Source organism: Micromonospora sp. NBC_01405 (assembly GCF_045040155.1).
Lineage (GTDB): Bacteria > Actinomycetota > Actinomycetes > Mycobacteriales > Micromonosporaceae > Micromonospora.
The window spans coordinates 1,042,821-1,065,743 of sequence record NZ_CP109532.1 but is presented as its reverse complement, the minus strand read 5'-3'; the positions used below and the strand labels follow the sequence as shown (position 1 = coordinate 1,065,743).

The 22,923-nt window shown below is 73.8% G+C and carries 22 protein-coding genes; 16 read left to right on the top strand and 6 right to left on the bottom strand.

The window, feature by feature from the left end; genetic code table 11:
* Positions 1-63: 63 nt before the first annotated feature.
* The 3 genes from OG559_RS03905 to OG559_RS03895 all read left to right on the top strand — a co-directional run bounded on the left by OG559_RS03905 (position 64) and on the right by OG559_RS03895 (position 2,694).
* Positions 64-471, top strand: coding sequence for a hypothetical protein (locus tag OG559_RS03905; RefSeq protein WP_405112525.1), 408 nt, complete (start codon positions 64-66; stop codon positions 469-471).
* Positions 471-680 (top strand): DUF6186 family protein, encoded by a 210-nt coding sequence (locus tag OG559_RS03900; RefSeq protein ID WP_396674774.1) that lies wholly within the window; start codon positions 471-473, stop codon positions 678-680. Before OG559_RS03905 ends, OG559_RS03900 begins: the two co-directional genes overlap by 1 nt.
* Positions 681-1,371: 691 nt before the next feature.
* On the top strand, positions 1,372-2,694 hold the full coding sequence (locus tag OG559_RS03895) for an MATE family efflux transporter (protein ID WP_405112522.1): 1,323 nt from the start codon (positions 1,372-1,374) through the stop codon (positions 2,692-2,694).
* 122 nt (positions 2,695-2,816) lie between these two features.
* Here OG559_RS03895 and OG559_RS03890 read toward each other — a convergent pair whose 3' ends face one another.
* Positions 2,817-3,887 (bottom strand): hypothetical protein, encoded by a 1,071-nt coding sequence (locus OG559_RS03890; protein WP_405112519.1) that lies wholly within the window; start codon positions 3,885-3,887, stop codon positions 2,817-2,819.
* A gap of 97 nt (positions 3,888-3,984) precedes the next feature.
* Complete coding sequence (locus OG559_RS03885; RefSeq protein WP_405112516.1) at positions 3,985-4,284, bottom strand: hypothetical protein; 300 nt, start codon at positions 4,282-4,284, stop codon at positions 3,985-3,987.
* A 90-nt stretch (positions 4,285-4,374) separates the two neighbouring features.
* Between OG559_RS03885 and truB the strand changes: the two genes are divergently transcribed.
* The 7 genes from truB (at position 4,375) to OG559_RS03850 (ending at position 12,365) form a co-directional block, all read left to right on the top strand.
* Positions 4,375-5,259, top strand: a complete 885-nt coding sequence (gene truB / locus OG559_RS03880; protein WP_405112513.1) for a tRNA pseudouridine(55) synthase TruB — start codon at positions 4,375-4,377, stop codon at positions 5,257-5,259.
* 59 nt (positions 5,260-5,318) lie between these two features.
* The gene (locus tag OG559_RS03875) at positions 5,319-6,248 is read left to right on the top strand and encodes a bifunctional riboflavin kinase/FAD synthetase (protein ID WP_405112510.1); all 930 of its coding nucleotides are present in this window, start codon (positions 5,319-5,321) and stop codon (positions 6,246-6,248) included.
* Between the two features lie 227 nt (positions 6,249-6,475).
* Positions 6,476-6,745, top strand: a complete 270-nt coding sequence (gene rpsO, locus OG559_RS03870; RefSeq protein WP_007075299.1) for a 30S ribosomal protein S15 — start codon at positions 6,476-6,478, stop codon at positions 6,743-6,745.
* Positions 6,746-6,977: 232 nt separating this feature from the next.
* The gene (locus OG559_RS03865; protein ID WP_405112507.1) at positions 6,978-9,383 is read left to right on the top strand and encodes a polyribonucleotide nucleotidyltransferase; all 2,406 of its coding nucleotides are present in this window, start codon (positions 6,978-6,980) and stop codon (positions 9,381-9,383) included.
* Positions 9,384-9,520: 137 nt separating this feature from the next.
* The gene (locus OG559_RS03860) at positions 9,521-10,891 is read left to right on the top strand and encodes a M16 family metallopeptidase (RefSeq protein ID WP_405112505.1); all 1,371 of its coding nucleotides are present in this window, start codon (positions 9,521-9,523) and stop codon (positions 10,889-10,891) included.
* A gap of 87 nt (positions 10,892-10,978) precedes the next feature.
* Positions 10,979-11,746, top strand: a complete 768-nt coding sequence (dapB, locus tag OG559_RS03855) for a 4-hydroxy-tetrahydrodipicolinate reductase (RefSeq protein WP_405112502.1) — start codon at positions 10,979-10,981, stop codon at positions 11,744-11,746.
* Positions 11,747-11,882: 136 nt separating this feature from the next.
* On the top strand, positions 11,883-12,365 hold the full coding sequence (locus tag OG559_RS03850) for a GNAT family N-acetyltransferase (protein ID WP_405112500.1): 483 nt from the start codon (positions 11,883-11,885) through the stop codon (positions 12,363-12,365).
* Between the two features lie 91 nt (positions 12,366-12,456).
* On the opposite strand, the gene OG559_RS03845 is transcribed toward OG559_RS03850, so the two are convergent.
* Entirely contained in the window at positions 12,457-13,041 is a 585-nt protein-coding gene (locus OG559_RS03845) for a GNAT family N-acetyltransferase (RefSeq protein ID WP_350885384.1), read from the bottom strand.
* Between the two features lie 35 nt (positions 13,042-13,076).
* Here OG559_RS03845 and OG559_RS03840 point away from each other — a divergent pair, with 35 nt between their 5' ends.
* The gene (locus tag OG559_RS03840) at positions 13,077-14,387 is read left to right on the top strand and encodes a glycosyltransferase 87 family protein (protein WP_405116362.1); all 1,311 of its coding nucleotides are present in this window, start codon (positions 13,077-13,079) and stop codon (positions 14,385-14,387) included.
* Here the strand turns inward: OG559_RS03840 and OG559_RS03835 are convergent.
* Complete coding sequence (locus tag OG559_RS03835; RefSeq protein ID WP_405112497.1) at positions 14,286-14,837, bottom strand: GNAT family N-acetyltransferase; 552 nt, start codon at positions 14,835-14,837, stop codon at positions 14,286-14,288. The two genes, OG559_RS03840 and OG559_RS03835, sit on opposite strands and share 102 nt — an antisense overlap.
* Before the next feature lie 78 nt (positions 14,838-14,915).
* Here OG559_RS03835 and OG559_RS03830 point away from each other — a divergent pair, with 78 nt between their 5' ends.
* The 5 genes from OG559_RS03830 to OG559_RS03810 all read left to right on the top strand — a co-directional run bounded on the left by OG559_RS03830 (position 14,916) and on the right by OG559_RS03810 (position 20,637).
* Positions 14,916-16,145 carry a winged helix-turn-helix domain-containing protein gene (locus tag OG559_RS03830; protein ID WP_405112494.1) on the top strand — a complete coding sequence of 410 codons (1,230 nt, stop codon included), beginning with the start codon at positions 14,916-14,918 and terminating at the stop codon, positions 16,143-16,145.
* Positions 16,142-16,783 carry a DUF2752 domain-containing protein gene (locus OG559_RS03825; RefSeq protein WP_405112491.1) on the top strand — a complete coding sequence of 214 codons (642 nt, stop codon included), beginning with the start codon at positions 16,142-16,144 and terminating at the stop codon, positions 16,781-16,783. The genes OG559_RS03830 and OG559_RS03825 overlap by 4 nt, the downstream gene beginning before the upstream one ends.
* Before the next feature lie 395 nt (positions 16,784-17,178).
* Positions 17,179-17,916 carry an FAD-dependent thymidylate synthase gene (gene thyX / locus OG559_RS03820; protein WP_405116359.1) on the top strand — a complete coding sequence of 246 codons (738 nt, stop codon included), beginning with the start codon at positions 17,179-17,181 and terminating at the stop codon, positions 17,914-17,916.
* A gap of 53 nt (positions 17,917-17,969) precedes the next feature.
* On the top strand, positions 17,970-18,896 hold the full coding sequence (dapA, locus tag OG559_RS03815) for a 4-hydroxy-tetrahydrodipicolinate synthase (protein ID WP_405112488.1): 927 nt from the start codon (positions 17,970-17,972) through the stop codon (positions 18,894-18,896).
* A 52-nt stretch (positions 18,897-18,948) separates the two neighbouring features.
* The gene (locus tag OG559_RS03810; protein WP_405112485.1) at positions 18,949-20,637 is read left to right on the top strand and encodes a ribonuclease J; all 1,689 of its coding nucleotides are present in this window, start codon (positions 18,949-18,951) and stop codon (positions 20,635-20,637) included.
* 76 nt (positions 20,638-20,713) lie between these two features.
* On the opposite strand, the gene OG559_RS03805 is transcribed toward OG559_RS03810, so the two are convergent.
* Together OG559_RS03805 and OG559_RS03800 are read right to left on the bottom strand one after the other, a co-directional pair.
* The gene (locus OG559_RS03805) at positions 20,714-22,408 is read right to left on the bottom strand and encodes a YbjN domain-containing protein (protein WP_405112482.1); all 1,695 of its coding nucleotides are present in this window, start codon (positions 22,406-22,408) and stop codon (positions 20,714-20,716) included.
* Positions 22,405-22,884: a YbjN domain-containing protein gene (locus OG559_RS03800; RefSeq protein ID WP_405112480.1), complete on the bottom strand. Its 480-nt coding sequence runs from the start codon at positions 22,882-22,884 to the stop codon at positions 22,405-22,407. The genes OG559_RS03805 and OG559_RS03800 overlap by 4 nt, the downstream gene beginning before the upstream one ends.
* Between the last annotated feature and the right edge of the window lie 39 nt (positions 22,885-22,923).

The window sequence follows — 22,923 nt, the reverse complement described above, 5'->3', positions numbered from 1 at the left end:
TCAGGGACGACTCCGGGGGGTGTTGGTCTTCCCGCACTCCGCCGGGGCGGGGAGAATTGCGGGATGGATCAGCCGCGCGAGCTCATCGTCACGGAGCCCCGGGTCTGGGACCGTCCCGTGGTCTCCGTGCCGGTGCTGATCTGCCTCTCCTTCGTCGGCGGGCAACTGCCCTCGTTCTCCGCCTCGGCGAACCTCTACACGCTCGGCACCGGGGGCGCGTTGATCTGGCTGGGCCTGGGTGCCCGGGTGTCCCGGCGGCCGGCGCCCCGCCGGCTCGGCATGGGCACGGTCTGGTGGCTGCTCCCGGTGGCCGTGTTCGGCGGTTTCGAGGGCGTCACCTTCGTCCTGCACGCCGGTGACGAGTTTCCCACCTTCTCCCGGCTGGCCGACCCGTTGCTGGAGGACGAACTGGTCCGCTCGGCGGCCTGGTTCGCCTGGCTCGCCGCGTTCTGGGGGCTGGTGCGGCGATGATGCGGGCACTCGCCATCGGCGGCTTCGTCACCGCCCTGGTGCTCTTCGCCGCGGTCGAGTGGGCCGCCCGCCGCCCGGGCTCCCGGATCCCGTCGCTGGCCGACGTCTGCGCCTACGTGATGCGCTACGAGGTGGGCCCGGTGCCGGTCGGCCGGATCGGCCTGTTCGGTTTCTGGTGGTGGCTCGGCTGGCACTTCCTGGCCCGCTGAGGGACGCCAACTTCGGTCCGCGACCCCCCTTGGCCGGCCCCGGCGGGATCTCATCCTGTCCAGATGGCGGGAAGAGTGGGCAGCATGTGGACCTGAACGATAACTTGGGAATCGACCGGTGCCGTGTCCCGCGGTGCTGGCCAACGGTGGTGGCGCCGCACCCGGCACCGCCTCCCTCCAGGGTCAGACCGACCCGGGCGCACGCCCAGACCGGCCGTTCCGGTGACCCCGGACCGCCCGTCGGGCGCCAGCACGACCGGCCGCAGGGCCACCACGTCGCCGTGGCCCGCACCCTGGAAGGACCGAATCATGTCGAGCAAGCCCAAGGCCGAGAACACCGACGAGGCGCGCGAGCAGGCCCGCCGCGCTCTCCAGACGTCGATGGACACCCGCCAGTGACCCCTCCCACCCGGCCCTGATGCCCCACCCCCACCCCCACCCACGCACCCTGCGCCCCCCCGCCCCCGCGCCCGCGCACTTTCTGGGAAAGAGTGCCTCAGGCGGCCCATGAGGCCACTCTTTCCCGGAAAGTGCGCGTTCTTGGGGTGCTCGGTGAGGGGTGGCGCGGTCGTCGGCTGTGGGGCTGAGCGGCACCCGTGACGGGTGGGCGGCGGGTGGTGTCGTCGCCGGCGATGGGTAAGGAATAGCGCTTCTTGTGCTCCTTACCCTCGCCGTGTCAGGATCGGCGGCGATGAGTCAGCCCGCCCCCGCCCCGTCCGCCGTCGCCTCGCCGCGACGGATCGCCACCCTGGCCCTGCCGGCGCTCGTGGTGCTCGCCGCCGAGCCGCTCTACGTCCTGGTCGACACGGCCGTGGTCGGTCACCTCGGCCGGCTGCCGCTCGCCGCCCTGGCCGTCGCCGGCACCGTGATGACCCTGATCGCCTGGCTGGGCACCGTGCTGGCGTACGGGATCACCGGGCGGGCCGCCCGCCGGTTCGGCTCCGGCGACCGGGCCGCCGCCGTGGCCGAGGGCGTACAGGCGTCCTGGCTGGCCCTCGGCGTGGGGGTGCTGGTCGCGCTCGGCATGCAACTCGGCGCGGGCCCGCTGGTCGACGCGCTCGCGGGCCCCGGGGAGGTCGCCGACGCGGCCGGGCGGTGGCTGCGGGTCGCCGCGCTCGGCGCGCCCGGCCTGCTGCTCGCCGCCGCCGGCAACGGCTGGCTGCGTGGCGTGCAGAACACCCGCCGGCCGCTGTGGTTCGTGCTCGGCCCCAACCTGCTCTCCGCGCTGCTCTGCCCGCTGCTGGTCTACCCCGTCGGGTGGGGGCTCACCGGCTCGGCGGTGGCCAACGTGGTGGCCCAGACCATCTCCGGCGGGCTGTTCGCCGCCGCGTTGGTGAGCGAGCGGGTGGCGCTGCGCCCCCGCCCGAGGGTGATCCGCCAGCAGCTCGTGCTCAGCCGGGACCTGCTGGTCCGGGGCGTAGCCTTCCAGGCCAGCTTCCTGTCCGCCACCGCCGTCGCCGCCCGGTTCGGGGCGGCGGCGGTCGGCGCGCACCAGATCGCCGTACAACTGTGGTTCTTCACGGTCCTGTTGCTCGACGCCCTCGCGATCGCCGCGCAGGCGCTGATCGGCGCGGCGCTCGGGGCCGGCGACGATGCCGGCGCCCGCGCCCTGGCCCGGCGGGTCGCGCTGCTCGGCGCCGGCTGCGGCGTGGTGTTCGCGGCGCTCATCGCCGTCGGCGCGGGCGTCGTGCCGGGGCTGTTCAGCTCCGATGCGCAGGTACGCGACCAGGCCATGGTCGCCTGGCCCTGGCTGGTGGCGTTGCAGCCGGTCGGCGGCGTGGTGTTCGCCCTCGACGGGGTGCTGATCGGCGCGGGTGACGTCCGCTACCTGCGCAACCTCACCATCGTCGCGGCGTTCGGCGGCTTCCTGCCGGCGATCTGGCTGGCGTACGCGTTCGACCTGGGCCTCGGCGGCATCTGGGCCGGCCTGTTCCTGTTCGTGTTGCTCCGGTTGGCGGCCCTGCTGCTGCGGCTGCGCTCCGGCGGCTGGGTCGTGGTCGGCGCCGTCCGCTGAGCGGAACGGAGGGGTGCCCCGTTACGCCCCCTGGCGCAGAAGGTCCTCGTCTCACCCACGGTGTGCGGCACTCGGGCCACGCGCCGTCGGTGGCACGCCCCGTGGCTGGCGGCGGGCCAGGGTCAGCAGGACCCGGTGACGCGGGCGGCCCGTTCAGGGTCGAAGACCTCGGTCAGGGGCACCCCGCGGGCCGGCCCGACCTGGCGGCCGTCGGACAACCAGGGCTTCACGTCGAGGAAACCCTCCTGCCTCAGCAGGTCGCACTCGGCGTTCCAGATGACGGCCTCGGCGGAGTCCAGCCAGAGGCCACGCTCCGAGGGTGAGGCGTCGTCGGGGTGGGGCAGGTGCCAGACCACGGCGTCCCGGACGACCACCAGGTCGGCCTCGGGCGGGGCCTCCCCGGCCAGCCGCTCGAAGGCGTACACCCAGGAGAACCGGGTGGTCACCGCCAGCACGGGGACCCCGTTGGCGTTCTCGGTGGCCTCGTAGCTGATCTTTCCGGAGACCCTGATCTCCTTCTTCAAGCGGAAGCTCTTGTCCATCCGGGTGGCGAAGTACCAGAAGCGTGCGTCGGTGAAGTATGGCGAGAGTTCCTCGCGGGCGTCCTCCGCCAGCACGGCGAGGAAGGGCTCGTAGTTGCCGTGCAGCATGGTGGCGCCCAGGCGGCTCTCGATCAGCGCCCGCCGGGTCGTGTCGAGCGCCGTGCGCACCTGCGCCGCGCTGAACGGGCCCGTGGGTCGGGCCGGGGGCAGTTGGATTCCCTGCTCCCCGACGGCGAAGCTGGCGGCGGGGGTGCCGGCGAAGTAGTCCCGGGGCTCACCGGCGAAGCTGTCCGTGCCCGGCGACGTCGTCGACGGCGTGGCGCTGCGGACGCCGTCGACGACGGTGCGGACGACGGTCACCGTCGCGCCGAGCAGGGCCACCGCGCCCAGCGCGACCGCGCCGACGAGCAACTTCCCGCGATGCCGCCCCCAGGCCAGCCGCCGCCGCTCCGCCCGGTCCAGCTGTTGTTCCGTGCCCACCTGGCGCATCCAGTCCGGCAGCCGGACCTCCTCCTCGCCGTGGGCGACGGCGTACCGACCCGGTCCGGCCGCTGGGGCCGGTTCGCTGGCCGCAGCCGGTTCGCCGGCCGGGATCCGCTCGCTGGCCGGGTCGGAAGTGGATGCAGGAACGGGTGGCTGCTGCTCGGTCATCGCGCGGGTCCTGATCAACGGCGTGGCAAAGGCGCATGATCCTCGCACCCGGCGCCCCGACCGCGCAGCCCGGTTTCGCGGCGTCCTGCGCCGGGACTCACAGCCGGTCGCCGGCCTGCACTCTCGCGAACAGGTAGGCGGCGCCCGCGACGAGGATCGTTGCCACCGTCGCGACGACCACGAACGACACGATCGCCGAGACGACCGGATGCCGCTCGCTGAACCGGCTCCGTTCCCGCCAGCGCCACAGCGCCCGCCGAGCCTCCCGCAGGCCCGGTGCGGCGTCCACCAGGTCGGACAGGCGTCGGCCGAGGGTCCGCCGGGGCGGCTCGGGGTTGCGCATCCACTCGGGCAGGTCGACCCGGGCGTGGTGCTCCTGTGGGGGCGGGGTGCTCATGGAGGCTCCGGGTCAGGTATGAGAAGGGGGTTGCCGCATTGTGCCGTGCGGTGACGGGCGGCGTGACCCCGTCTGGCAGGCTTGGCGGTCGTGAGCGCAGACGGTCTGATCGTGGTCGACAAGCCCGGCGGCATGACGTCGCACGACGTGGTGGCGCGGATCCGCCGGCTGGCCCGGACCCGCCGGGTCGGGCACGGCGGCACGCTCGACCCGATGGCCACCGGCGTGCTGGTGATCGGGGTCGGCCGGGCCACCCGGCTGCTGACGTACGTCATCGGCGCCGGCAAGAGCTACGCGGCCACCGTCCGGCTCGGGCAGGCCACCGTCACCGACGACGCCGAGGGCGACGTGCTGGCCACCACCCCGGCCGGGACGGTCACCGACGAGGCGATCCGGTCGGCGTTCGCGGCGCTGACCGGCGAGATCGACCAGGTGCCGAGCGCGGTCAGCGCCATCAAGATCGACGGCCAGCGGGCGTACAAGCGGGTACGCGATGGGGAGAGCGTCGAGCTGCCCGCCCGCCGGGTCACCGTGAGCCGCCTCGACGTGCTGGCCATCCGCCGGGACACCCCCGACGTGGTGGACGTGGACGTCGACGTGGCCTGCTCGTCCGGGACGTACATCCGGGCGCTGGCCCGGGACGCGGGCCTGGCGCTCTCGGTCGGCGGCCACCTGACCGCGCTGCGCCGCACCGCGGTCGGCGGCTTCGCCCTGGCCGAGGCGGCGACCCTCGACGAGCTGGAGCAGCGCGCGCCCGAGGTGGTGAATCTGCACCTCGACGCCGCGGCCGACCGGTTCTTCCCGCGCCGGGGGGCCACCGCCGACGAGGCGAAGGTGCTCTCCCACGGCGGCCCGCTCGACCCGGTCGGCCTCGCCGGGCCGTACGCCGTCTTCGGCCCCGACGGCGGCCTGATCGCTATCGTCAGCGAGCGGGACGGCCGGGCCCGCGCGGAGATCGTGCTCGCCCCGGCCTGACGGTGGGCGGGGTACGGCCCGCCGGCGCGGCCGGTCGCGGAAGGCAGGGGAGGAGCGTCATGCAGCGGTGGCGGGGGTACGACGCGGCGCCCGGCGGCTGGGGCCGTTCGGTCGTCACCATCGGCGTCTTCGACGGCGTGCACAAGGGGCACCAGGCGACCATCGGGCACGCCGTGGCCCGGGCGCGGGAGCTGGGCGTGCAGTCGGTGGTGGTGACCTTCGACCCGCACCCGGCCGAGGTGGTGCGCCCCGGTTCCCACCCGGCGGTGCTCACCGAGCCCGCTCGCAAGGCCGAGCTGATCGAGGCGCTCGGTGTCGACGCGCTCTGCGTGGTGCCGTTCACCCCGGAGTTCTCCCGGGTGCCGGCCGAGGCGTTCGTGCACGACATCCTGGTCCAGCACCTGCACGCCGCCCTGGTGGTGGTGGGGGAGAACTTCAGGTTCGGGCACAAGGCGGCCGGCGACGTGGCGCTGCTGGAGCGCCTCGGCCGGGCCTTCGGTTTCTCGGTCGAGGGGGCGCCGCTGGTCGTCGAGGACAGCACCGTGTTCTCCTCGACCTACATCCGGGCCTGCGTCGACGCCGGTGACGTCGCCGCGGCGGCCGCCGCGCTGGGCCGTCCGCACCGGGTCGAGGGGGTGGTGGTCCGGGGCGACCAGCGCGGCCGGGAGCTGGGCTTCCCCACCGCCAACCTGCTCTGCCACCGGTACGTGGCGGTGCCCGCCGACGGCGTCTATGCCGCCCGGCTGGTCCGCCGGGGGCACCGCAAGTGGCTGGCCGCAGCCGTCTCGGTCGGCACCAACCCGACGTTCTCCGGCCTGGAGCGGCGGGTCGAGGCGTACGCGCTGGACTTCTCCGGGGACCTGTACGGCGAGTGGCTGGCCCTGGACTTCGTCACCCACCTGCGCGGTCAGGTGCGCTACGACGCGGTCGAGCCGCTGATCGCCCAGATCGCCGAGGACGTCGAGCGCACCCGCCGTGCACTCGGCTGAGCCGGCCGCCGCGCACTCGGCTGAGCCGGCCGCCACGTCGGGCCGCCGCGTCGGACGCCCTTGACGGGCGGTTCCGCCGAGGGCTGGTAGGCTGGCCGGGACGTCGACTGACCGACGTGGGGCCTCGCGTGCCTGCACGACGCCGCGGGTGCGAGGTGCCGGTCCGTCTCCGGTCCACCGACCGACACGACGGACACCAGTGATCAACCCATCGAAACAGGGAGAACATGGCGCTCGACCAGGAAGCCAAGGCCAAGATCCGCGCGGAGTACGCGACCGCCGAGGGCGACACCGGTTCGCCGGAGGTGCAGGTCGCGGTCCTCACGAAGCGGATCGCTGAGCTCACCGAGCACCTGAAGGTGCACAAGCACGACCACCACAGCCGTCGTGGGCTGCTGCTGCTGGTCGGCCGTCGCCGTCGGCTGCTCAACTACGTCCAGAAGAAGGACATCAGCCGTTACCGCTCGCTCATCGAGCGGCTCGGCCTGCGCCGTTGACGTGACGGGGGAGTGACCCAGCGGGTCGCTCCCCCGATCGGCGTCCACCACCTGACGAAAACAGGGGCCGCGCGACCACCCGACAGGGAGCCGGTCAGCGTACCGGTCTCCGGTAGTGGCCCCCGGGAGCCCCGGCAGCTCGCCGGCACCCCGGGCGCTTCGATCGAAGACCGGCCGTCTGAGCAGCTCCCCGCGTCGTGGGCCTCCCGATGCGAAGGAGCACCACCGAACCATGACCGGGCAAAACCTCGGCACCGAATCCCGCACCGCCGTGATCGACAACGGGTCCTTCGGCACCCGTGAGATCACCTTCTCCACCGGCCGGCTGGCCCGCCAGGCCGCCGGCTCCGTCGTCGCCCAGCTCGGCGAGACGGTCGTCCTGTCCGCCACCACCGCCGGCAAGCAGCCGAAGGAGCAGTTCGACTTCTTCCCGCTGACCGTCGACGTCGAGGAGCGGATGTACGCCGCGGGCCGGATCCCCGGCTCGTTCTTCCGCCGCGAGGGCCGCCCCAGCGAGGACGCGATCCTCACCTGCCGGCTGATCGACCGGCCGCTGCGCCCGTCGTTCGTCAAGGGCCTGCGCAACGAGGTCCAGGTCGTCGAGACCATCCTCGCGCTCGACCCGCAGCACCCGTACGACGTGGTCGCGATCAACGCCGCGTCGATGTCGACCAAGCTCTCCGGCCTGCCGTTCTCCGGCCCGATCGGGGCGACCCGGGTCGCGCACATCGACGGCCAGTGGGTCGCCTTCCCGACCCTGGAGGAGCTGGCCCGGGCCACCTTCGACATGGTCGTGGCCGGCCGCACGCTCGAGGACGGCGACGTCGCGATCATGATGGTCGAGGCCGAGGCCACCCCGAACGCCGTGGCCCTGATCGCGGGCGGCGCCACCGCCCCGACCGAGGAGATCGTCGCCAGCGGCCTGGAGGCCGCGAAGCCGGCCATCCGCGAGCTGTGCCGCGCCCAGAGCGAGCTGGCCGAGGTGGCCGCCAAGCCGGTCGCCGAGTTCCCGGTCTTCCTGGACTACCAGGCCGACGTGTACGACGCGGTGGCCGACCTGGCCCGCGCCGAGGTCGCCGAGGCCTTGAAGATCGCCGGCAAGGCCGACCGCGAGGAGGCCCTGGACCGGGTCAAGGCCAAGGTCGCCGAGGAGCTGGGCGGTCGCTTCGAGGGCCGGGAGAAGGAGCTGTCCGCCGCCTTCCGGTCGCTGACCAAGTCCGAGGTGCGCAACCGGGTGCTCCGCGAGCAGGTCCGCATCGACGGCCGCGGCCCGCGCGACATCCGTTCGCTGACCGCCGAGGTCGGCGTGCTGCCCCGGGTCCACGGCTCGGCGCTGTTCGAGCGGGGCGAGACCCAGATCCTGGGCGTGACCACCCTGAACATGCTGCGCATGGAGCAGATGGTGGACACCCTCTCGCCGGAGAACCGCAAGCGCTACATGCACAACTACAACTTCCCGCCGTACTCGACCGGTGAGACCGGCCGGGTCGGCTCGCCGAAGCGGCGCGAGATCGGGCACGGCGCGCTCGCCGAGCGGGCCCTGATCCCGGTGCTGCCGTCGCGCGAGGAGTTCCCCTACGCCATCCGGCAGGTCTCCGAGGCGCTCAGCTCCAACGGCTCCACCTCGATGGGCTCGGTCTGCGCCTCGACGCTGGGCCTGCTGTCGGCCGGTGTGCCGCTGAAGGCGCCGGTCGCCGGCATCGCCATGGGTCTCATCTCGGACGAGGTGGACGGCAAGACCCGGTACGTGACGCTGACCGACATCCTCGGCGCCGAGGACGCGTTCGGCGACATGGACTTCAAGGTCGCCGGTACGCCGGAGTTCGTCACCGCGCTCCAGCTCGACACCAAGCTCAACGGCATCCCGTCGGACGTGCTGGCCGCCGCGCTCCAGCAGGCGAACGAGGCCCGGCAGACCATCCTCGGCGTGATGCAGCGGGCCATCGAGGGGCCGGCCGAGATGTCGGAGTACGCCCCGCGGGTCACCACGGTGAAGATCCCGGTCGACAAGATCGGCATGGTGATCGGCCCGAAGGGCCAGACCATCAACGCCATCCAGGACGAGACCGGCGCCGAGATCTCCATCGAGGACGACGGCACCATCTACGTCGGCGCGACCAACGGCCCGTCGGCCCAGGCGGCGGTGGACCGGATCAACGGCATCGCCAACCCGACCCTGCCGAAGGCGGGGGAGCGGTTCCTCGGCACGGTGGTCAAGACCGCCGCGTTCGGCGCGTTCGTCTCGCTGCTGCCGGGCCGCGACGGCCTGCTGCACATCTCCAAGGTGGGCGACGGCAAGCGGGTCGAGCGGGTCGAGGACTTCCTCAACGTCGGCGACAGGGTCGAGGTGGAGATCGCGGACATCGACGCCCGCGGCAAGATCTACCTCGACAAGGTCCGCCCGGAGGGCGCCGAGGCGCCGGCCGCCACCGGCGAGGTCGCCGGCGGCGAGCGTCCGGCCAGCCGCGGCGGCGACCGGGGCCCGCGTGACCGCGGTGACCGCGAGCGCGGCGGCGACCGGGGCGGTCGTGGCCCGGGCGGCGGCGAGCGCGCCCCGGGCGGCAGCGAGGGCGGCGAAGGCGGCGGCGAGGGTGGCGAGGGCGGCGAGCGTCCGCGCCGCCGGACCCGGCACAGCTGATCGTGGTCCGGCCGGGTGGCGACGGCGTCGCCACCCGGCCGGTTTTGTCACACCGCACCACCCACCCCTCGTCGAACTGAGAGCAGGTTTCCGTGAGCCGGGCCCAGCGCGCGTCTTTTCCTGCGGGTCGACGGGGGGTGGCACCGTCCGGGGCCGTCCGGCACGCCACCGGGGCACAGCCCGGGCGGGCCGGCGGGTCGACCCGGGCGGTCACCCGCACGCTGAGTGACGACCCGCTGGGCGGCACGGTACGCCGTACCGTGCTGCCCAGCGGGCTTCGCGTGCTCACCGAGGCGATCCCGGCGATGCGCAGCGTCTCGTTCGGCATCTGGGTCTCCGTCGGCTCCCGGGACGAGACCGGCCCGCAGGCCGGTGCCGCGCACTTCCTGGAGCACCTGCTCTTCAAGGGCACCCACAAGCGCACCGCCCTGGACATCTCCTCCGGGATCGAGGCGGTGGGCGGCGAGACGAACGCCTTCACCACGAAGGAATACACCTGCTACTACGCCCGCGTGCTGGACGAGGACCTGCCGCTGGCCATCGACGTGATGTGCGACGCGGTCGCCGACTCGCTGCTGGAGCCGGCCGACGTGGAGATCGAGCGCGGCGTCATCCTCGAAGAGATCGCCATGCACGACGACGAGCCCGGCGACGAGGTGCACGACCTGTTCGCCCGCGCCGTCTACGGCGACCACCCCCTCGGCCGGCTGATCTCCGGCACCGAGGAGACGGTCACCCCGATGACCCGCCGGCAGATCCACGGCTTCTACCGCCGCCACTACACCCCGGCGCAGATCGTCGTCGCCGCCGCCGGCAACCTCGACCACGCCGCCGTGGTCAAGCTGGTCCGCCAGGCGCTGGCCGGGACCCCGCTGGACACCGACCCGGCCACGCCGGCCCCGCACCGTCCGGCCACCCCGGCGGTACGCGTGAAGCCGGCCACCACCCTGGTCGAGCAGAAGGAGACCGAGCAGGCGCACGTCATCCTCGGCTGCCCCGGCATCGACCGCGTCGACGAGCGGCGCTTCGCCCTCGGGGTGCTCAACAACGTACTCGGCGGCGGCATGTCCAGCCGGCTGTTCCAGGAGATCCGGGAGCGGCGCGGCCTGGCCTACTCGGTCTACTCCTACGCCAGCCAGTACGCCGACAGCGGCCTGTTCGCCGTCTACGCCGGCTGCGCGCCCGGGAAGGTGGACGAGGTGCTGAAGCTGACCCGCGCCGAGTTGGCCCGGGTGGCCGCCGACGGGCTGACCGAGGCCGAGGTGGCCCGGGGCAAGGGGATGAGCAAGGGCTCGTTCGTGCTCGGCCTGGAGGACACCGGCTCCCGGATGAGCAGGCTCGCCAAGGGGGAGCTGCTCTACGGCGATCTGATACCGGTCGACGAGCTGCTGGCCCAGGTCGACGCGGTGACCGTGGACGACGTGAACACCCTCGCCGCCGAGCTGCTCGCCCGGCCGATGTCCCTCGCGGTCGTCGGCCCGTTCGGCGATCGGGACTTCACCTCCTGACCGCCGTGCCGCCCCGTCGGCGGCGGCACGTGGGACGGTCGGCGGTCGGCCCGGTGTGGGCGGCCCGGCTGGGATAGGTTGTGCCCCGTGACTGACGAGCTGGGGAAGAGCCCCGAGGAGCTGATCCGGGTCGGCGTGCTGGGTGCCCGGGGCCGGATGGGCATCGAGGTGTGCAAGGCGGTCGACGGGGCGTCCGACCTGGAACTGGTGGCGTCGATCGACCAGGGCGAGGACCTGCGCGCCGCGGCCGGCGCCGAGGTGGTCGTCGACTTCACCACCCCCGATGTCGTCATGGACAATCTGCACTGGTGCATCGACCAGGGCATCAACGCGGTCGTCGGCACCACCGGCTTCACCGGGCAGCGGCTCGATCGGGTGCGCGGCTGGCTGGCCGACAAGCCCGGAGTCGGCGTGGTGATCGCCCCCAACTTCGGCATCGGCGCGGTGCTGATGATGCAGTTCGCGGCGCGGGCGGCCCGGCACTTCGAGTCCGTCGAGATCATCGAGCAGCACCACCCGCGGAAGCTCGACGCACCCAGCGGCACCGCCACGCACACCGCCCGACAGATCGCGCGGGCCCGCGCCGAGGCCGGCCTCGGCCCGGTTCCGGACGCCACGAAGGACGAGGTGGCGGGCGCCCGGGGGGCCGACATCGACGGGGTACGCGTGCACGCCGTGCGCGCCACCGGCCTGGTCGCCCACCAGGAGGTGCTGTTCGGCACCCTGGGTGAGACGCTGACCATCCGGCACGACTCGTACGACCGGGTGTCGTTCATGCCCGGCGTGCTGCTGGCCGTCCGCGCGGTGCGCAACCGCCCCGGCCTCACCATCGGCCTGGACCCGCTGCTCGACTGACCCGGCCCGCGCCGCGCGGCCGGCCCACAGGCAGCCCCGTCGGCGACCGGCGCCCACCGCGGTCTCGGCCGACAGACGGCCCGGAGGGACGCGGAAAACGGTCGCCGGACGGGCGGACCGGCCCTAGGCTCGCCGGATGATCGACTCGAACCTCCGCGACCGCGCCGGGCGGCACGTCACCCTGCGCCCGGTCGACGACGACAACTGGCGCAACGTCGCCGACGTGGTGCCCCGCGACGACCAGCGGGCCTGGGTGTACCCGATGGCGGCCCGCTACCTGCTGATCAGCGCCCGAGGCGACGTCTGGACCTCCCTGGCGGTGTACGCCGACGAGGCCGTCGTCGGGCACGTCATGTGGGGCGTCGACGACGACGGTTCGCGGTGGATCGGAGGCATGGTCGTCGACGCCGCCGAGCAGGGCCGGGGGGTGGGCGCTGCCACCGTGACCACCCTGGCCACCTGGCTGCTCGCCCAGCCGGGCCGCCCGGCCGTCCGCCTGTCGTACCACCCGGAGAACCTGGCCGCCGCCGCCCTCTACCCCCGCCTGGGCTTCACCCCGACGGGCGTGGTGGAGGACGACGAACTGGTCGCCGAACTCACGCCACTCCCGCTTCCCTGACCGTCCCGCCGCCGTCGGATCGCGCGGTACGGCGCGAACGCCCGGCCGCCGTCGGCACCGGCCGGTGTCCTCGCGTTCGGCCCAGGCCCGGTCAGTCGGCGGGGGCCGGATCGTCGGCGGAGACCGCGACGTGCAGCCGGAGCTGGTTGACCAGCATGTCGTCCACGTCGAGGGCCCGCGCCGCCCCGTCGGGCTCCCAACCGGCGGTGGTGAGGAACTTCCGGGTCGCCGGGTCGGCGTCGAACGCCCACGCCACCGCGCGGGCGAAACCGTCGGACCGCCACAGGTCCACGCTCGCCGCGAGCAGCCGGCTGCCGTGCCCGCGTCGGCCCCAGCGCGGCTCGACCAGCAGGTCCGTCACCGCCACCACGTCGGGCCCGAGCGCCTCGGCCGGTTCGTTCGGGGCGAGTGACTCGGCGTCGGCCGGACCCGAGGCGACGAACCCCACCAGATACGATTGCTCGGCCTGTTCGACGGCGACCAGCACCCGGTGCGCGCCCGAGGGCGGCTCCTGCACGGCCGCACTCCACCGCCGGGCGAGGTACGCCTCGTCCAGGTTGTCGAGCACGTGCCGGGGCAGGATCCGGCGGTAGGCGACCCGCCAGGTCGCGAGCTGGATGTGTGCGATCTCGCCGGCGTCTTCGGGACGCGCCGGGCGGACGTACCCGAGAGCCATGGGACGTGAGCCTACGCAGGGCGGGGGAGACGATGGTGGCGCAGGGTGCCGAACGAAGGACCGGGCAGGTCATCGTCGTCTGCTGCCTCGCCGTCGTGGTGGCTCTGTTCCTGTCGATGGCGGCCGTGCGGCACGGCTTCTTCGACCTCAAGGTCTACTACGGCGCGCTGAACTTCTGGGTGCACGACGGCGGGGAGATCTACGACTTCCTGAAGCCCGGCACCCAGTACGGCTTCACCTACCCGCCGTTCGCCGCCCTGGCGATGCTGCCGATGGCGGTGCTGCCCTGGACGGCGGCGATCGTGGTGAGCGTGGCCGCGTCCGTGGTGGTCAGCGCCGTACTGATCTGGTGGCTGGTCGACCCGATCGCCCGTCGCTCCGGCTGGACCCGCTGGTACGCCCTCGCCGTGGCGCTCCTGCTGGCCGCCGCGTTCGAGCCGATGCGCGAGACGGTCAACTTCGGCCAGGTCAACATGCTGCTGCTGTTCCTGGTCGCGGTGGACCTGCTGCGGCTGCTGCCGGCCGGCAACCGGTGGGCCGGGGTGGGCATCGGCGTGGCCACCGCGATCAAGCTGACTCCGGGGATCTTCATCGTCTACCTGCTGGTCACCGGGCGCTGGCGGGCCGCGCTGACCGCCGTCGGCGCCGCCGCCACGGCCAGCCTGGTCGCCGCCGCGCTCTTCCCTGACGCGTCCCGGGAGTTCTGGACCTCGGCGCTGTGGAACACCGGCCGGGTCGGCGAGCTGGCGTTCGTGTCCAACCAGTCGCTGCGCGGCGTGGTGGCGCGGCTGAACCCCGAGCACCCCAGCAGCCTGGCCTGGGCGGTGCTGGTGCTGGCCACCCTCGGGGTCTGGGCGTGGCGGTCCCGGGCCGCCGTGGCGGCCGGCGACGAGGCCACCGGCCTGGCTTTGACCGGCGCGGTGATGTGCCTGGTCAGCCCCGTCACCTGGGTGCACCACCTGGTCTGGCTGCTGCCGGGGCTGATCCTGCTGGTCGACAACGGCATGGCAGCCCCCGCTCGCAGCCGCAGGCGCCGGGTCCTGCTGGCCGCGGCCGCGATCGGGTACGGCTTCCTGATCAGCCGGATCGTCTGGGCCTGGGAGAAGGACTTCACCGGCGTCGACGGCTTTCTCGGCAGCAACACCTACGTCTGGATCAGCCTGGCCCTGCTGCTGTTCCTGCCGGTCCGCAGGTGGGCCGCGCCGGTCGGGCTCGGGTCGGCCGGGGGGCCGCCGCCGGCCGGGTCAGCCGTCGAGGCGCCCGGCGTAGCGCAGCTCGACCAGACCGAGCGGGGGCGTTCCGCCGGCCAGCGGCACGCGGTAGGTCGTCCGCTCGCCGTCCGGTGACAGCCCGGCCCGCTCGTAGAAGCGGCGGGCCCGCCGATTGTCCCGGAGCACCCAGAGCCGGTACGCGCTCCAGCCCTGCCCGGCCAGCCGCTCCTTCGCAGCCGTCAGCAGCCGCCCGCTCGTCCCGTCCCCCCAGTGCGCCTTCTCGACGTACATGGTCAGCACCTCGCCGAGGGTGTGGTCCAGGTCAGCCCGGTCCTGGTTGTTCCGGTACGGCCCGAACGTGGTGAACCCGACGACCGTCCCGTCCCGCTCGGCCAGCAGGGTGGTGAACGGGTGCTCCGGGTCGGCCGTGCCGGTGTCCCGCCGCCGCTGCGCCCAGGCGGTCACGTTGAGCCGGTCCAGCACCTCGTCCGGCATGAACCCGACGTAGCCGTCCTGCCAGCCGTGCACGTGCACCCGGGCGACCGCCTCGGCGTCGTCCGGCTCCTCGGGGCGGATGATCAGCATGAGTCCGTTCTATGCCCCGGCGGGCGCGTCGTCCAGCGAGCCGCACCGGTGTCGTACACCTGGATTAGGGTGCCGACGATGGCCACACCGGAATCGCTCTCGCTCGCCCAGGCCCGGCGGGTGGCGCTGGCCGCCCAGGGCTTCACCGACCCGGCCCCCGCCGGGGCGCTCACCCGACGGCACCTGCGCCGGGTGCTCGACCGGGTCGGGCTGATCCAGATGGACTCGGTCAACGTGCTGCAACGCGCGCACTACCTGCCGCTCTACAGCCGGCTCGGGCCGTATCCGACGGCGCTGCTCGACGCGGCGGCCTACCGCAGCCCCCGGGAGTTGTTCGAGTACTGGGGGCACGAGGCGTCGCTGGTCCCGGTCGAGCTGCACCCGGCGCTGCGCTGGCGGATGGCCCGGGCGCACGACGACGCCTGGGGCGGGATGCGTCGCATCGCCCGGGAGCAGCCGGGCCTGGTCGCCTGGGTGCGCGACGAGGTGGCCGCCCGGGGGCCGCTGACCGCCGCCGAGATCGAGCACGACGCCCCCCGCGAGACCGGCAACTGGGGGTGGAACTGGTCGGCCGTGAAGAAGGCCCTGGAGTTCCTGTTCTGGGCCGGCGAGGTGGCCGCCGCCGACCGCACCACGTCCTTCGCCCGCCGCTACGACCTGCCGGATCGGGTGCTGCCCCCGGCGGTGCTGGCCGCGCCCACCCCGACCGACGCGGAGGCGTACCGGGCGCTGGTCGCGATCGCCGCCCGGTCGCTCGGGGTGGCCGCCGAGCCGGAGCTGCGCGACTATTTCCGCCTCCCGGTGGCCGGTGCCCGGCGGGCGATCGCCGAGCTGGCCGAGGCCGGCGAGTTGACCCCGGTGACAGTGTGCGGCTGGCGACACCCGGCCTGGCTGCACGCCACCGCCCGGCTGCCCCGCTGGGCGCGGGGCAACACGCTGGTCAGCCCGTTCGACCCGCTGGTCTGGGAGCGTGGCCGCACCGAGCGGCTGTTCGGCCTCAGCTACCGCATCGAGATCTACGTGCCGGCCCCGCAGCGGGTGTACGGCTACTACGTGCTGCCGTTCCTCCAGGGGGAGCGGTTCACCGCCCGGGTCGACCTGAAGGCCGATCGGAGGGCGCGCGTGCTGCTGGTCCCGGCCGCCTGGGCGGAGCCGGGCGTCGACCCGGGGGAGACGGCGATCGCCCTGGCCGCCGAGCTGTACCGGCTGGCCGGCTGGCTCGGGCTGGACGCGGTCGCCCCACCGGCAGCCGGCGACCTCGCCGGCCCGCTGGCCGCCGCGCTGAGGAGCGGGCCCGGTGTACCGTGAGCGGCGTGACGAGCGTTGACGGCCCGGCCGCTCGGCCGGACGCCCAGGTCGGGGGCACACCTGCCCCACAGTCCGCGCCGGCCGGCGCCCCGGTCGCGTGGCCAACGGGCCAGCAGCCCGATGCCGCGTGGCCAACGGGCCAGCAGCCCGATGCCGCCTGGCCGCCGCCGGGGGCGTACCCGATGGCCGAGCCGGACCGGTTGACCCGCTTCGTCATGCGGGTCTACGACCGCTCGCCCCGCTGGGCGGTGCCCCTGGCCGCGCTCGGCTGCGTCGGCCTCGGCGTGGCGTACGCGCTGCTCAGCGACCCGACCCGGGCCGCGCCCGACGCCGCCCCGAGCTGCCTGCTGAAGCTCACCACCGGGCTGGACTGCCCGGGCTGCGGCGGCACCCGCGCGCTCTGGTACGTGTTGCACGGCGACGTGCCGGCCGCCGCCCGGCACCACTTCCTCTTCGTCTTCGCGCTGCCCTTCCTGACGTACCTCTTCGTGGTTTGGGCCGGGAAGCAGGCGTTCGGCTGGCGGCTGCCGGAGCCGCAGATCAGCTCGAAGCTGATCGGCGGGTTCCTGGCCCTCTGGCTGGTCTTCTCGGTGGCCCGCAACCTTCCCTGGGCCCCCTTCACCTCCCTCTACGTCTGACGGGCTTCCGGCCCGGTCCCGGCGCGCTCCCGGCCTCGGTCGCAGCCTCGGTCGTGGCGCATCGGATCGCTGCCGTTCGCGGACACCAGAACCTCGACGGCGGTGGGGTGGTTCCCGTGGTGCCTATGGAGCTGCCCCGTTTGTGCGCCCGGCCCGCGTTCGGTCGCGTGCCCCGTCTGTGCGGGCAGCTCCACAGGTGCCGGGCCGGGTGAGGCCGCGCCAGCTGGGGTCCAGTCGATCCGCGCCCGGGCCGGGTAAGGCCGCGCCAGTTGGGGTCCATCCGGGCCCCGGCCCACCCTGCCGCCCGACCGATTTGACCGATCCGCAGGTGGCGGTGGAGGAGCCCGACTTGGGCCGTCGCCGACGTGGCCACTAAAGTCCCAGGAATGCCGGAGATGGTGCAGCCCCAGGTCAAGCTGATCGCGTGGACCCAGTTCCAGGCCCCGGACGACGTGCCGTGGTCGACCGACGCCGACGGCGGCCAGGCGCTCGCCGAGTTCGCCGGCCGGGCCTGCTACCAGAGCTGGAAGAAGCCGAATCCGGCCACCGCCACCAACGCCGGCTACCTGGCGCACATTCTTGAGGTCGGACACCTGTCGGTGTTGGAGCACGGCTCGGTGAGTTTCTACTTCACCGGCGTGTCCCGCTCCTTCACCCACGAGCTGATCCGGCACCGGCACTTCTCGTACTCCCAGCTCTCCCAGCGGTACGTCCCGGAGCGGGACGCCGCCATGGTCGAGCCCCGGGCGATCGCCGAGGACCCGGAGCTGCACAAGCGGTTCGTCGAGGCCGCCGAGGCCAGCGTGCGGGCGTACACGGAACTGCTGGAGGGCCTCGAAGAGCGGTTCGCCGACGAGCCCAACCCGACGCTGCGCCGCAAGCAGGCCCGGCAGGCTGCCCGCGCGGTGCTGCCCAACGCCACCGAGACCCGGATCGTGGTCACCGGCAACTACCGGGCCTGGCGGCACTTCATCGGGATGCGGGCCACCGAGCAGGCCGACGTGGAGATCCGGGAGTTGGCGGTGGAGTGCCTGCGCCAGCTGCAGGGGGTCGCCCCGAGCGTCTTCGCCGACTTCGTCGTCACCACCCTGCCCGACGGCACACAGGTCGCGGTCAGCCCGCACGGCGAGTGAGTCCTGAGCCCTTCCCCGCCGACCCTCCGGTGGTCGTCCGCTAGGTTGTGAACATGACGCACGACCACCCAGTTGCCGCCGAGCGGGCGGTGTCCCGCCCGTTCGGTCGACTGCTTACGGCCATGGTGACCCCGTTCACCGCCGACGGCTCCCTCGACCTCGACGGCGCCGTACGGCTCGCGAACCACCTCGTCGACGAGCAGGGCAACGACACGCTCGTGCTCAACGGCACCACCGGCGAGTCGCCCACCACCACCGACGTGGAGAAGGAACGTCTGATCCGGGCCGTGGCGGAGGCGATCGGCGACCGGGCCAGGGTGGTCGCCGGGGTCGGCACCAACGACACCCGGCACACCATCGAGCTGGCCCAGTCGGCGGAGCAGGCCGGCGCGCACGGCCTGCTCGTGGTGACCCCGTACTACAACAAGCCGCCGCAGAGCGGGCTGGTCCGGCACTTCACCGCGGTCGCGGACGCCACCGGACTGCCGATCATGCTCTACGACATCCCGCACCGCGCCGGGGTGCCGATCGCCACCGAGACCATCGTGCGCCTCGCCGAGCACGGCCGCATCGTCGCGGTCAAGGACGCCAAGAGCGACCTCACCGCCACCTCGTGGGTGACCAGCCGCACCGAACTGGCGTACTACAGTGGCGAGGACTCGCTCACCCTGCCCGCCCTGGCGGTCGGCTGCGTGGGCGTGGTCGGCACCTCGACCCACTTCACCGGCGTGTTGACGAAGCGGATGATCGAGGCGTACGACGCGGGCGACACCGGCACCGCGCTCGCGCTGCACCGGCGGCTGCTGCCCCTGTTCACCGGCATCTTCCGTACCCAGGGCACCATCCTGGTCAAGGCGGGCCTGGCAGCCAAGGGCCTGCCGGCCGGCCCGGTACGACCCCCGCTGGTGGACGCCACCGACGACGAGATCGCCCAGCTGCGCGCGGACTGCGCGGCGGCGGGTCTGGAGCTCCCCGAATGATCGAACGACACGATGGACGCCGGGTTACGGCGTCGCAGAATGAGGTGGACGCGTGACCGAGGCGCACAACGAGGGGGAGCTGCCCCCGCCGCTGCCGGAGGGTGGCCTGCGGATCATCCCGCTCGGCGGGCTCGGTGCTATCGGTCGGAACATGACCGTCTTCGAGTACGACGGCAAGCTGCTGATCGTCGACTGCGGGGTGCTCTTCCCCGACGTCGAGCAGCCGGGCGTGGACCTGATCCTGCCCGACTTCGGGCCGATCCTGGACCGGCTTGCCGACGTGCAGGCGATCGTGCTCACCCATGGCCACGAGGACCACATCGGCGCGGTGCCGTACCTGCTCGCCCACAAGCCTGACATTCCGCTCGTCGGCTCCCAGTTCACCCTCGCCCTGGTCGAGGCGAAGCTGGCCGAGCGGCGGATCCAGCCGTACACGCTGACCGTGCGGGAGGGCGGTCGGGAACGGCTCGGGCCGTTCGAGTGCGAGTTCTTCGCGGTCAACCACTCGATCCCGGACGCCCTCGCGGTGGCCATCCGCACCCCGGCCGGCCTGGTGCTGCACACCGGCGACTTCAAGATGGACCAGCTCCCGCTGGACGGCCGGATCACCGACCTGGCCGGCTTCGCCCGGCTCGGCGCCGAGGGCGTCGACCTGCTGCTGTCGGACTCCACCAACGCGGAGATCCCCGGCTTCGTCACCCCTGAGCGGGAGATCGGGCCGGTGCTCGACTCGATCTTCGCGAAGGCGAAGGGGCGGATCATCGTCGCCTCGTTCGCCTCGCACGTGCACCGGGTGCAGCAGGTCTTCGACTCGGCCGCCGAACACGGCCGCAAGGTCGCGCTGATCGGCCGCTCGATGGTCCGCAACATGGGCATCGCCCGGGACCTCGGCCTGCTCAACATCCCGGCGGGCCTCGTGGTCGGCATCGAGGAGGCGACCACGCTGCCGCCCGAGCAGCTTCTGCTGATGTCCACCGGCTCGCAGGGCGAGCCGATGAGCGCGCTGGGCCGGATGGCGAGCGGCGACCACCGGCACATCACCATCGCCCCCGGCGACACGGTGGTGCTGGCGTCCTCGCTGGTGCCCGGCAACGAGACCTCGGTGTACCGGGTGATCAACCGGCTGGCCCGGGCCGGCGCGGTGGTGGTGCACAAGGACGTGGCGAAGGTGCACGTCTCCGGCCACGCCCCCGCCGGGGAGCTGCTCTACCTGCTCAACGTGGTCCGCCCGAGCAACCTGATGCCGGTGCACGGCGAGTGGCGGCACCTGCGGGCGCACGCCCGGCTGGGCATCGAGTCCGGGGTCGCCCCGGACCGGGTGGTGCTCTGCGAGGACGGCGACGTCGTCGACCTGGTCGAGGGCCGCGCCAGCCTGGTCGGCCACGTGAAGAGCCGGTACGTCTACGTCGACGGCCTGGCCGTCGGCGACGTCAGCGAGTCGCTGCTCACCGAGCGGCGCATCCTCGGCGACGGCGGCTTCATCGCCACCACCGTGGTGGTCGACTCGGTCACCGGCAAGGTGGTGGCCGGCCCGACCCTCTCGGCGAAGGGCTTCTCCGAGGACCCGGAGGCGTTCAACCCGGTTATTCCGCTGGTCACCGAGGCGCTGAACCGGGCTGCGGCGGACGGCATCACCGACCCGCACCAGCTCCAGCAGATCGTCCGGCGCACCGTCGGGCGTTGGGTCAACGACAAGTACCGGCGTCGGCCGATGATCGTCCCGACGGTCGTCGAGGTCTGACGGCCCACACCTCACCGCGCGTCCCGACGCCGGCCCGCCCCTCGGGGTGGGCCGGCGTCGGCCCGTTGGCCCTGGGTCAGGGGAGCGCGGCGACCGCCTCCGCGTACGTCACGCCGGTGGCGACCGCCGCGGTGACCAGCACGTCGAGTTGCGCCGGGGCCACCCCGTGGGCCAGGTCGGTGGTGACGTCGCCGGCCAGCACCAGCTCCCCGCCGTCGTCGTGCGCGTACGCCTTGGGCAGCAGCCGGTCGTGGTTCCAGGCGTTGCAGAACGCGTACGCCTCGGCGCGCCGGTCCGCCGGCAGGCGCCGGGTGGCCAGCACCCGTACGTGCAGGATCTCGCCCCGCTCCCCGGCCTGCCGGAACTCGATCACCGCCGGGTCCCACCGCCCGACCACGGCCCCGCCGGTCCGCATCGTCCAGGCGTCTCCGCGCCGGTCCAGGGCGGCCGTGACCAGGGCGACGGTCAGCGCCCCCGGCTCGTCGTCGGCCAGCCCGTCGGATCCGCCGTCGCCGTCCGTGCCGCCGTCGCCGGCGTCGGTGCCGTCGCCGTCCACCTCGTCGGCGGGCAGCGGGACCGGGTCGGCGACCGGCCGTTCGGCCAGTCGGGCGGCGATCCGGCCGGACTGGTGACCCGTGCCGTTGCGGGCGTCGAAGCTGCCCGCGAGCCCGGTCGCCAGCTCGGCCAGCAGCCCGCCGAGCCGGGCCACGTCGACGTCCCCGCCCGCCCGGTCGGCGGGGCCCGGCTCGGGAATCCGCCGGTCGCCCCGCCCGGCCTCGGTCGCGAGGGCGCACAGCAGCGCCCCGGCGGCGGCGAACTCCATCGTCGCCATGTCGTCGGCCGGGTGGCCCAGCCGGGGCACCTGCTCGGCGAGGATGTCCAGGCCCCGGTCCAGGTGCCCGCCCAGCGCGCAGAACCGCAGGTGCGCGGCGAGGTACGGGAAGGCCGCCCGTTCCCGTCGGTGCCGCCGGTACGCCTCGACGTGCGCCCGGGCGGCCCGCTCCGGCTCACCGGTGCGCAGCAGCGGCAGCAGCGCCCCGGCCAGCGCCCGCTCGGGCTGGTCGGTGCAGTACGCCGAGCCCCGCGCCGGCCCGTCGAACAGCGGGCGCAGCTCGGTCAGGGCCGCCGCCCAGTCGCCCCAGCCGGTGAGCAGCTCCGCTCGGCGGGACGGGGCGCAGCCCGGACAGCCGGCGGCCGGGTCGACGGGGGCGGTGCGCCAGCGGTCGTACCAGCGGCGGGCCGCCGGCTCGTCGCCGAGGTGGTCGGCGAGCCGGCAGCGCAGCTCGGCCACCAGGTCGCCCGGCGTGTCGTCCGCGTCACCCGGCCCGCCGGGGCGGCGGGCGAGGTCGTCCAGCTCGGCCCGGGCCTGGTCCAGCCCGATGCGGGGGGTGGCGAACACCGCCTCCACCGCGAAACGCTGGTAGCGGCGCAGCTCGACGCCCCGCTCGCCGGCCGGCCCGGGTACCCGGTCGAGGAGCTCCCGGCAGCGCCGGACCGGCTCGAACAGCCGCCACCGCTCACCCTGCCGCAGGTACGCGTCGATCAGCGCGAACCGGGCGTCCAGGCCGGTGCGCAGGTCGCCGGCCGCCTCGGCGGCGGCGGCGACCCGTTCCAGCTCGGCGGCGCGCGGCTCGGAGTCGGGCAGGTCCCGTGCGGCGGCCAGCGCCTCGGCCGGGCTCTGGTCGCCGCCCGCCGGCCCCCGGGGCCGGCCCTCCCCCCGGCCCCCGGGCCGGTCGTCCCACGGGCGCGGTTGCCCGGCCGTCCCGGTCACTGCCGTGCCCCGCTCGCCAGCTGCCCGACGGCGGCGGCGAGCTGGCAGCCGGTCGAGATGCCGCAGTCGAGCAGCTGGTCGAGCTGGTGCGGGGTCACCCCGCGTTCCAGGTCGGTGATCACCTCGCCGCAGACCAGGGCGCGCCCGTCGTCGTCGACGTGCACGAACGCCTTGGGCCAGTAGCGGTCGTGGTTCCAGGAGTTGCAGAAGGCGTGCAGGGTCGGCACGTACTCGATGGGGAAGGTCGGCCCGGCGACGGTGCGTACCTGGAGGATCTCACCGGCGGCGCCCATCCGCAGGAACCAGATGAGGCTGTCGTCCCAGCGGCCGAGCAGCCGGCCCTGCGGGTCCACCGAGACCGCGTACCCCCGGGCGTGCAGCACGGCGGCGATCAGCTCGCCGGTCAACGGCCGCAGCGCCCGCGGAGACCCGGCCAGGGGGCTGTCGGGGTCGTCCTCGATCTCCGGCGACGCCATCGGGCAACCCTTCTGAGGCGAATAACACAACGGGGGCGT

Bases quoted from the DNA above. Each gene is read 5' to 3' on its own strand.
- OG559_RS03890 (WP_405112519.1), bottom strand. From the start codon at position 3,887: ATGACCGAGCAGCAGCCACCCGTTCCTGCATCCACTTCCGACCCGGCC.
- OG559_RS03895 (WP_405112522.1), top strand. From the start codon at position 1,372: ATGAGTCAGCCCGCCCCCGCCCCGTCCGCCGTCGCCTCGCCGCGACGG.
- OG559_RS03850 (WP_405112500.1), top strand. From the start codon at position 11,883: ATGATCGACTCGAACCTCCGCGACCGCGCCGGGCGGCACGTCACCCTG.
- thyX (WP_405116359.1), top strand. From the start codon at position 17,179: ATGGTGCAGCCCCAGGTCAAGCTGATCGCGTGGACCCAGTTCCAGGCC.
- OG559_RS03845 (WP_350885384.1), bottom strand. From the start codon at position 13,041: ATGGCTCTCGGGTACGTCCGCCCGGCGCGTCCCGAAGACGCCGGCGAG.
- dapA (WP_405112488.1), top strand. From the start codon at position 17,970: ATGACGCACGACCACCCAGTTGCCGCCGAGCGGGCGGTGTCCCGCCCG.
- OG559_RS03800 (WP_405112480.1), bottom strand. From the start codon at position 22,884: ATGGCGTCGCCGGAGATCGAGGACGACCCCGACAGCCCCCTGGCCGGG.
- OG559_RS03865 (WP_405112507.1), top strand. From the start codon at position 6,978: ATGACCGGGCAAAACCTCGGCACCGAATCCCGCACCGCCGTGATCGAC.
- OG559_RS03830 (WP_405112494.1), top strand. From the start codon at position 14,916: ATGGCCACACCGGAATCGCTCTCGCTCGCCCAGGCCCGGCGGGTGGCG.
- OG559_RS03885 (WP_405112516.1), bottom strand. From the start codon at position 4,284: ATGAGCACCCCGCCCCCACAGGAGCACCACGCCCGGGTCGACCTGCCC.
- OG559_RS03835 (WP_405112497.1), bottom strand. From the start codon at position 14,837: ATGCTGATCATCCGCCCCGAGGAGCCGGACGACGCCGAGGCGGTCGCC.
- OG559_RS03875 (WP_405112510.1), top strand. From the start codon at position 5,319: ATGCAGCGGTGGCGGGGGTACGACGCGGCGCCCGGCGGCTGGGGCCGT.
- rpsO (WP_007075299.1), top strand. From the start codon at position 6,476: ATGGCGCTCGACCAGGAAGCCAAGGCCAAGATCCGCGCGGAGTACGCG.
- OG559_RS03900 (WP_396674774.1), top strand. From the start codon at position 471: ATGCGGGCACTCGCCATCGGCGGCTTCGTCACCGCCCTGGTGCTCTTC.
- OG559_RS03905 (WP_405112525.1), top strand. From the start codon at position 64: ATGGATCAGCCGCGCGAGCTCATCGTCACGGAGCCCCGGGTCTGGGAC.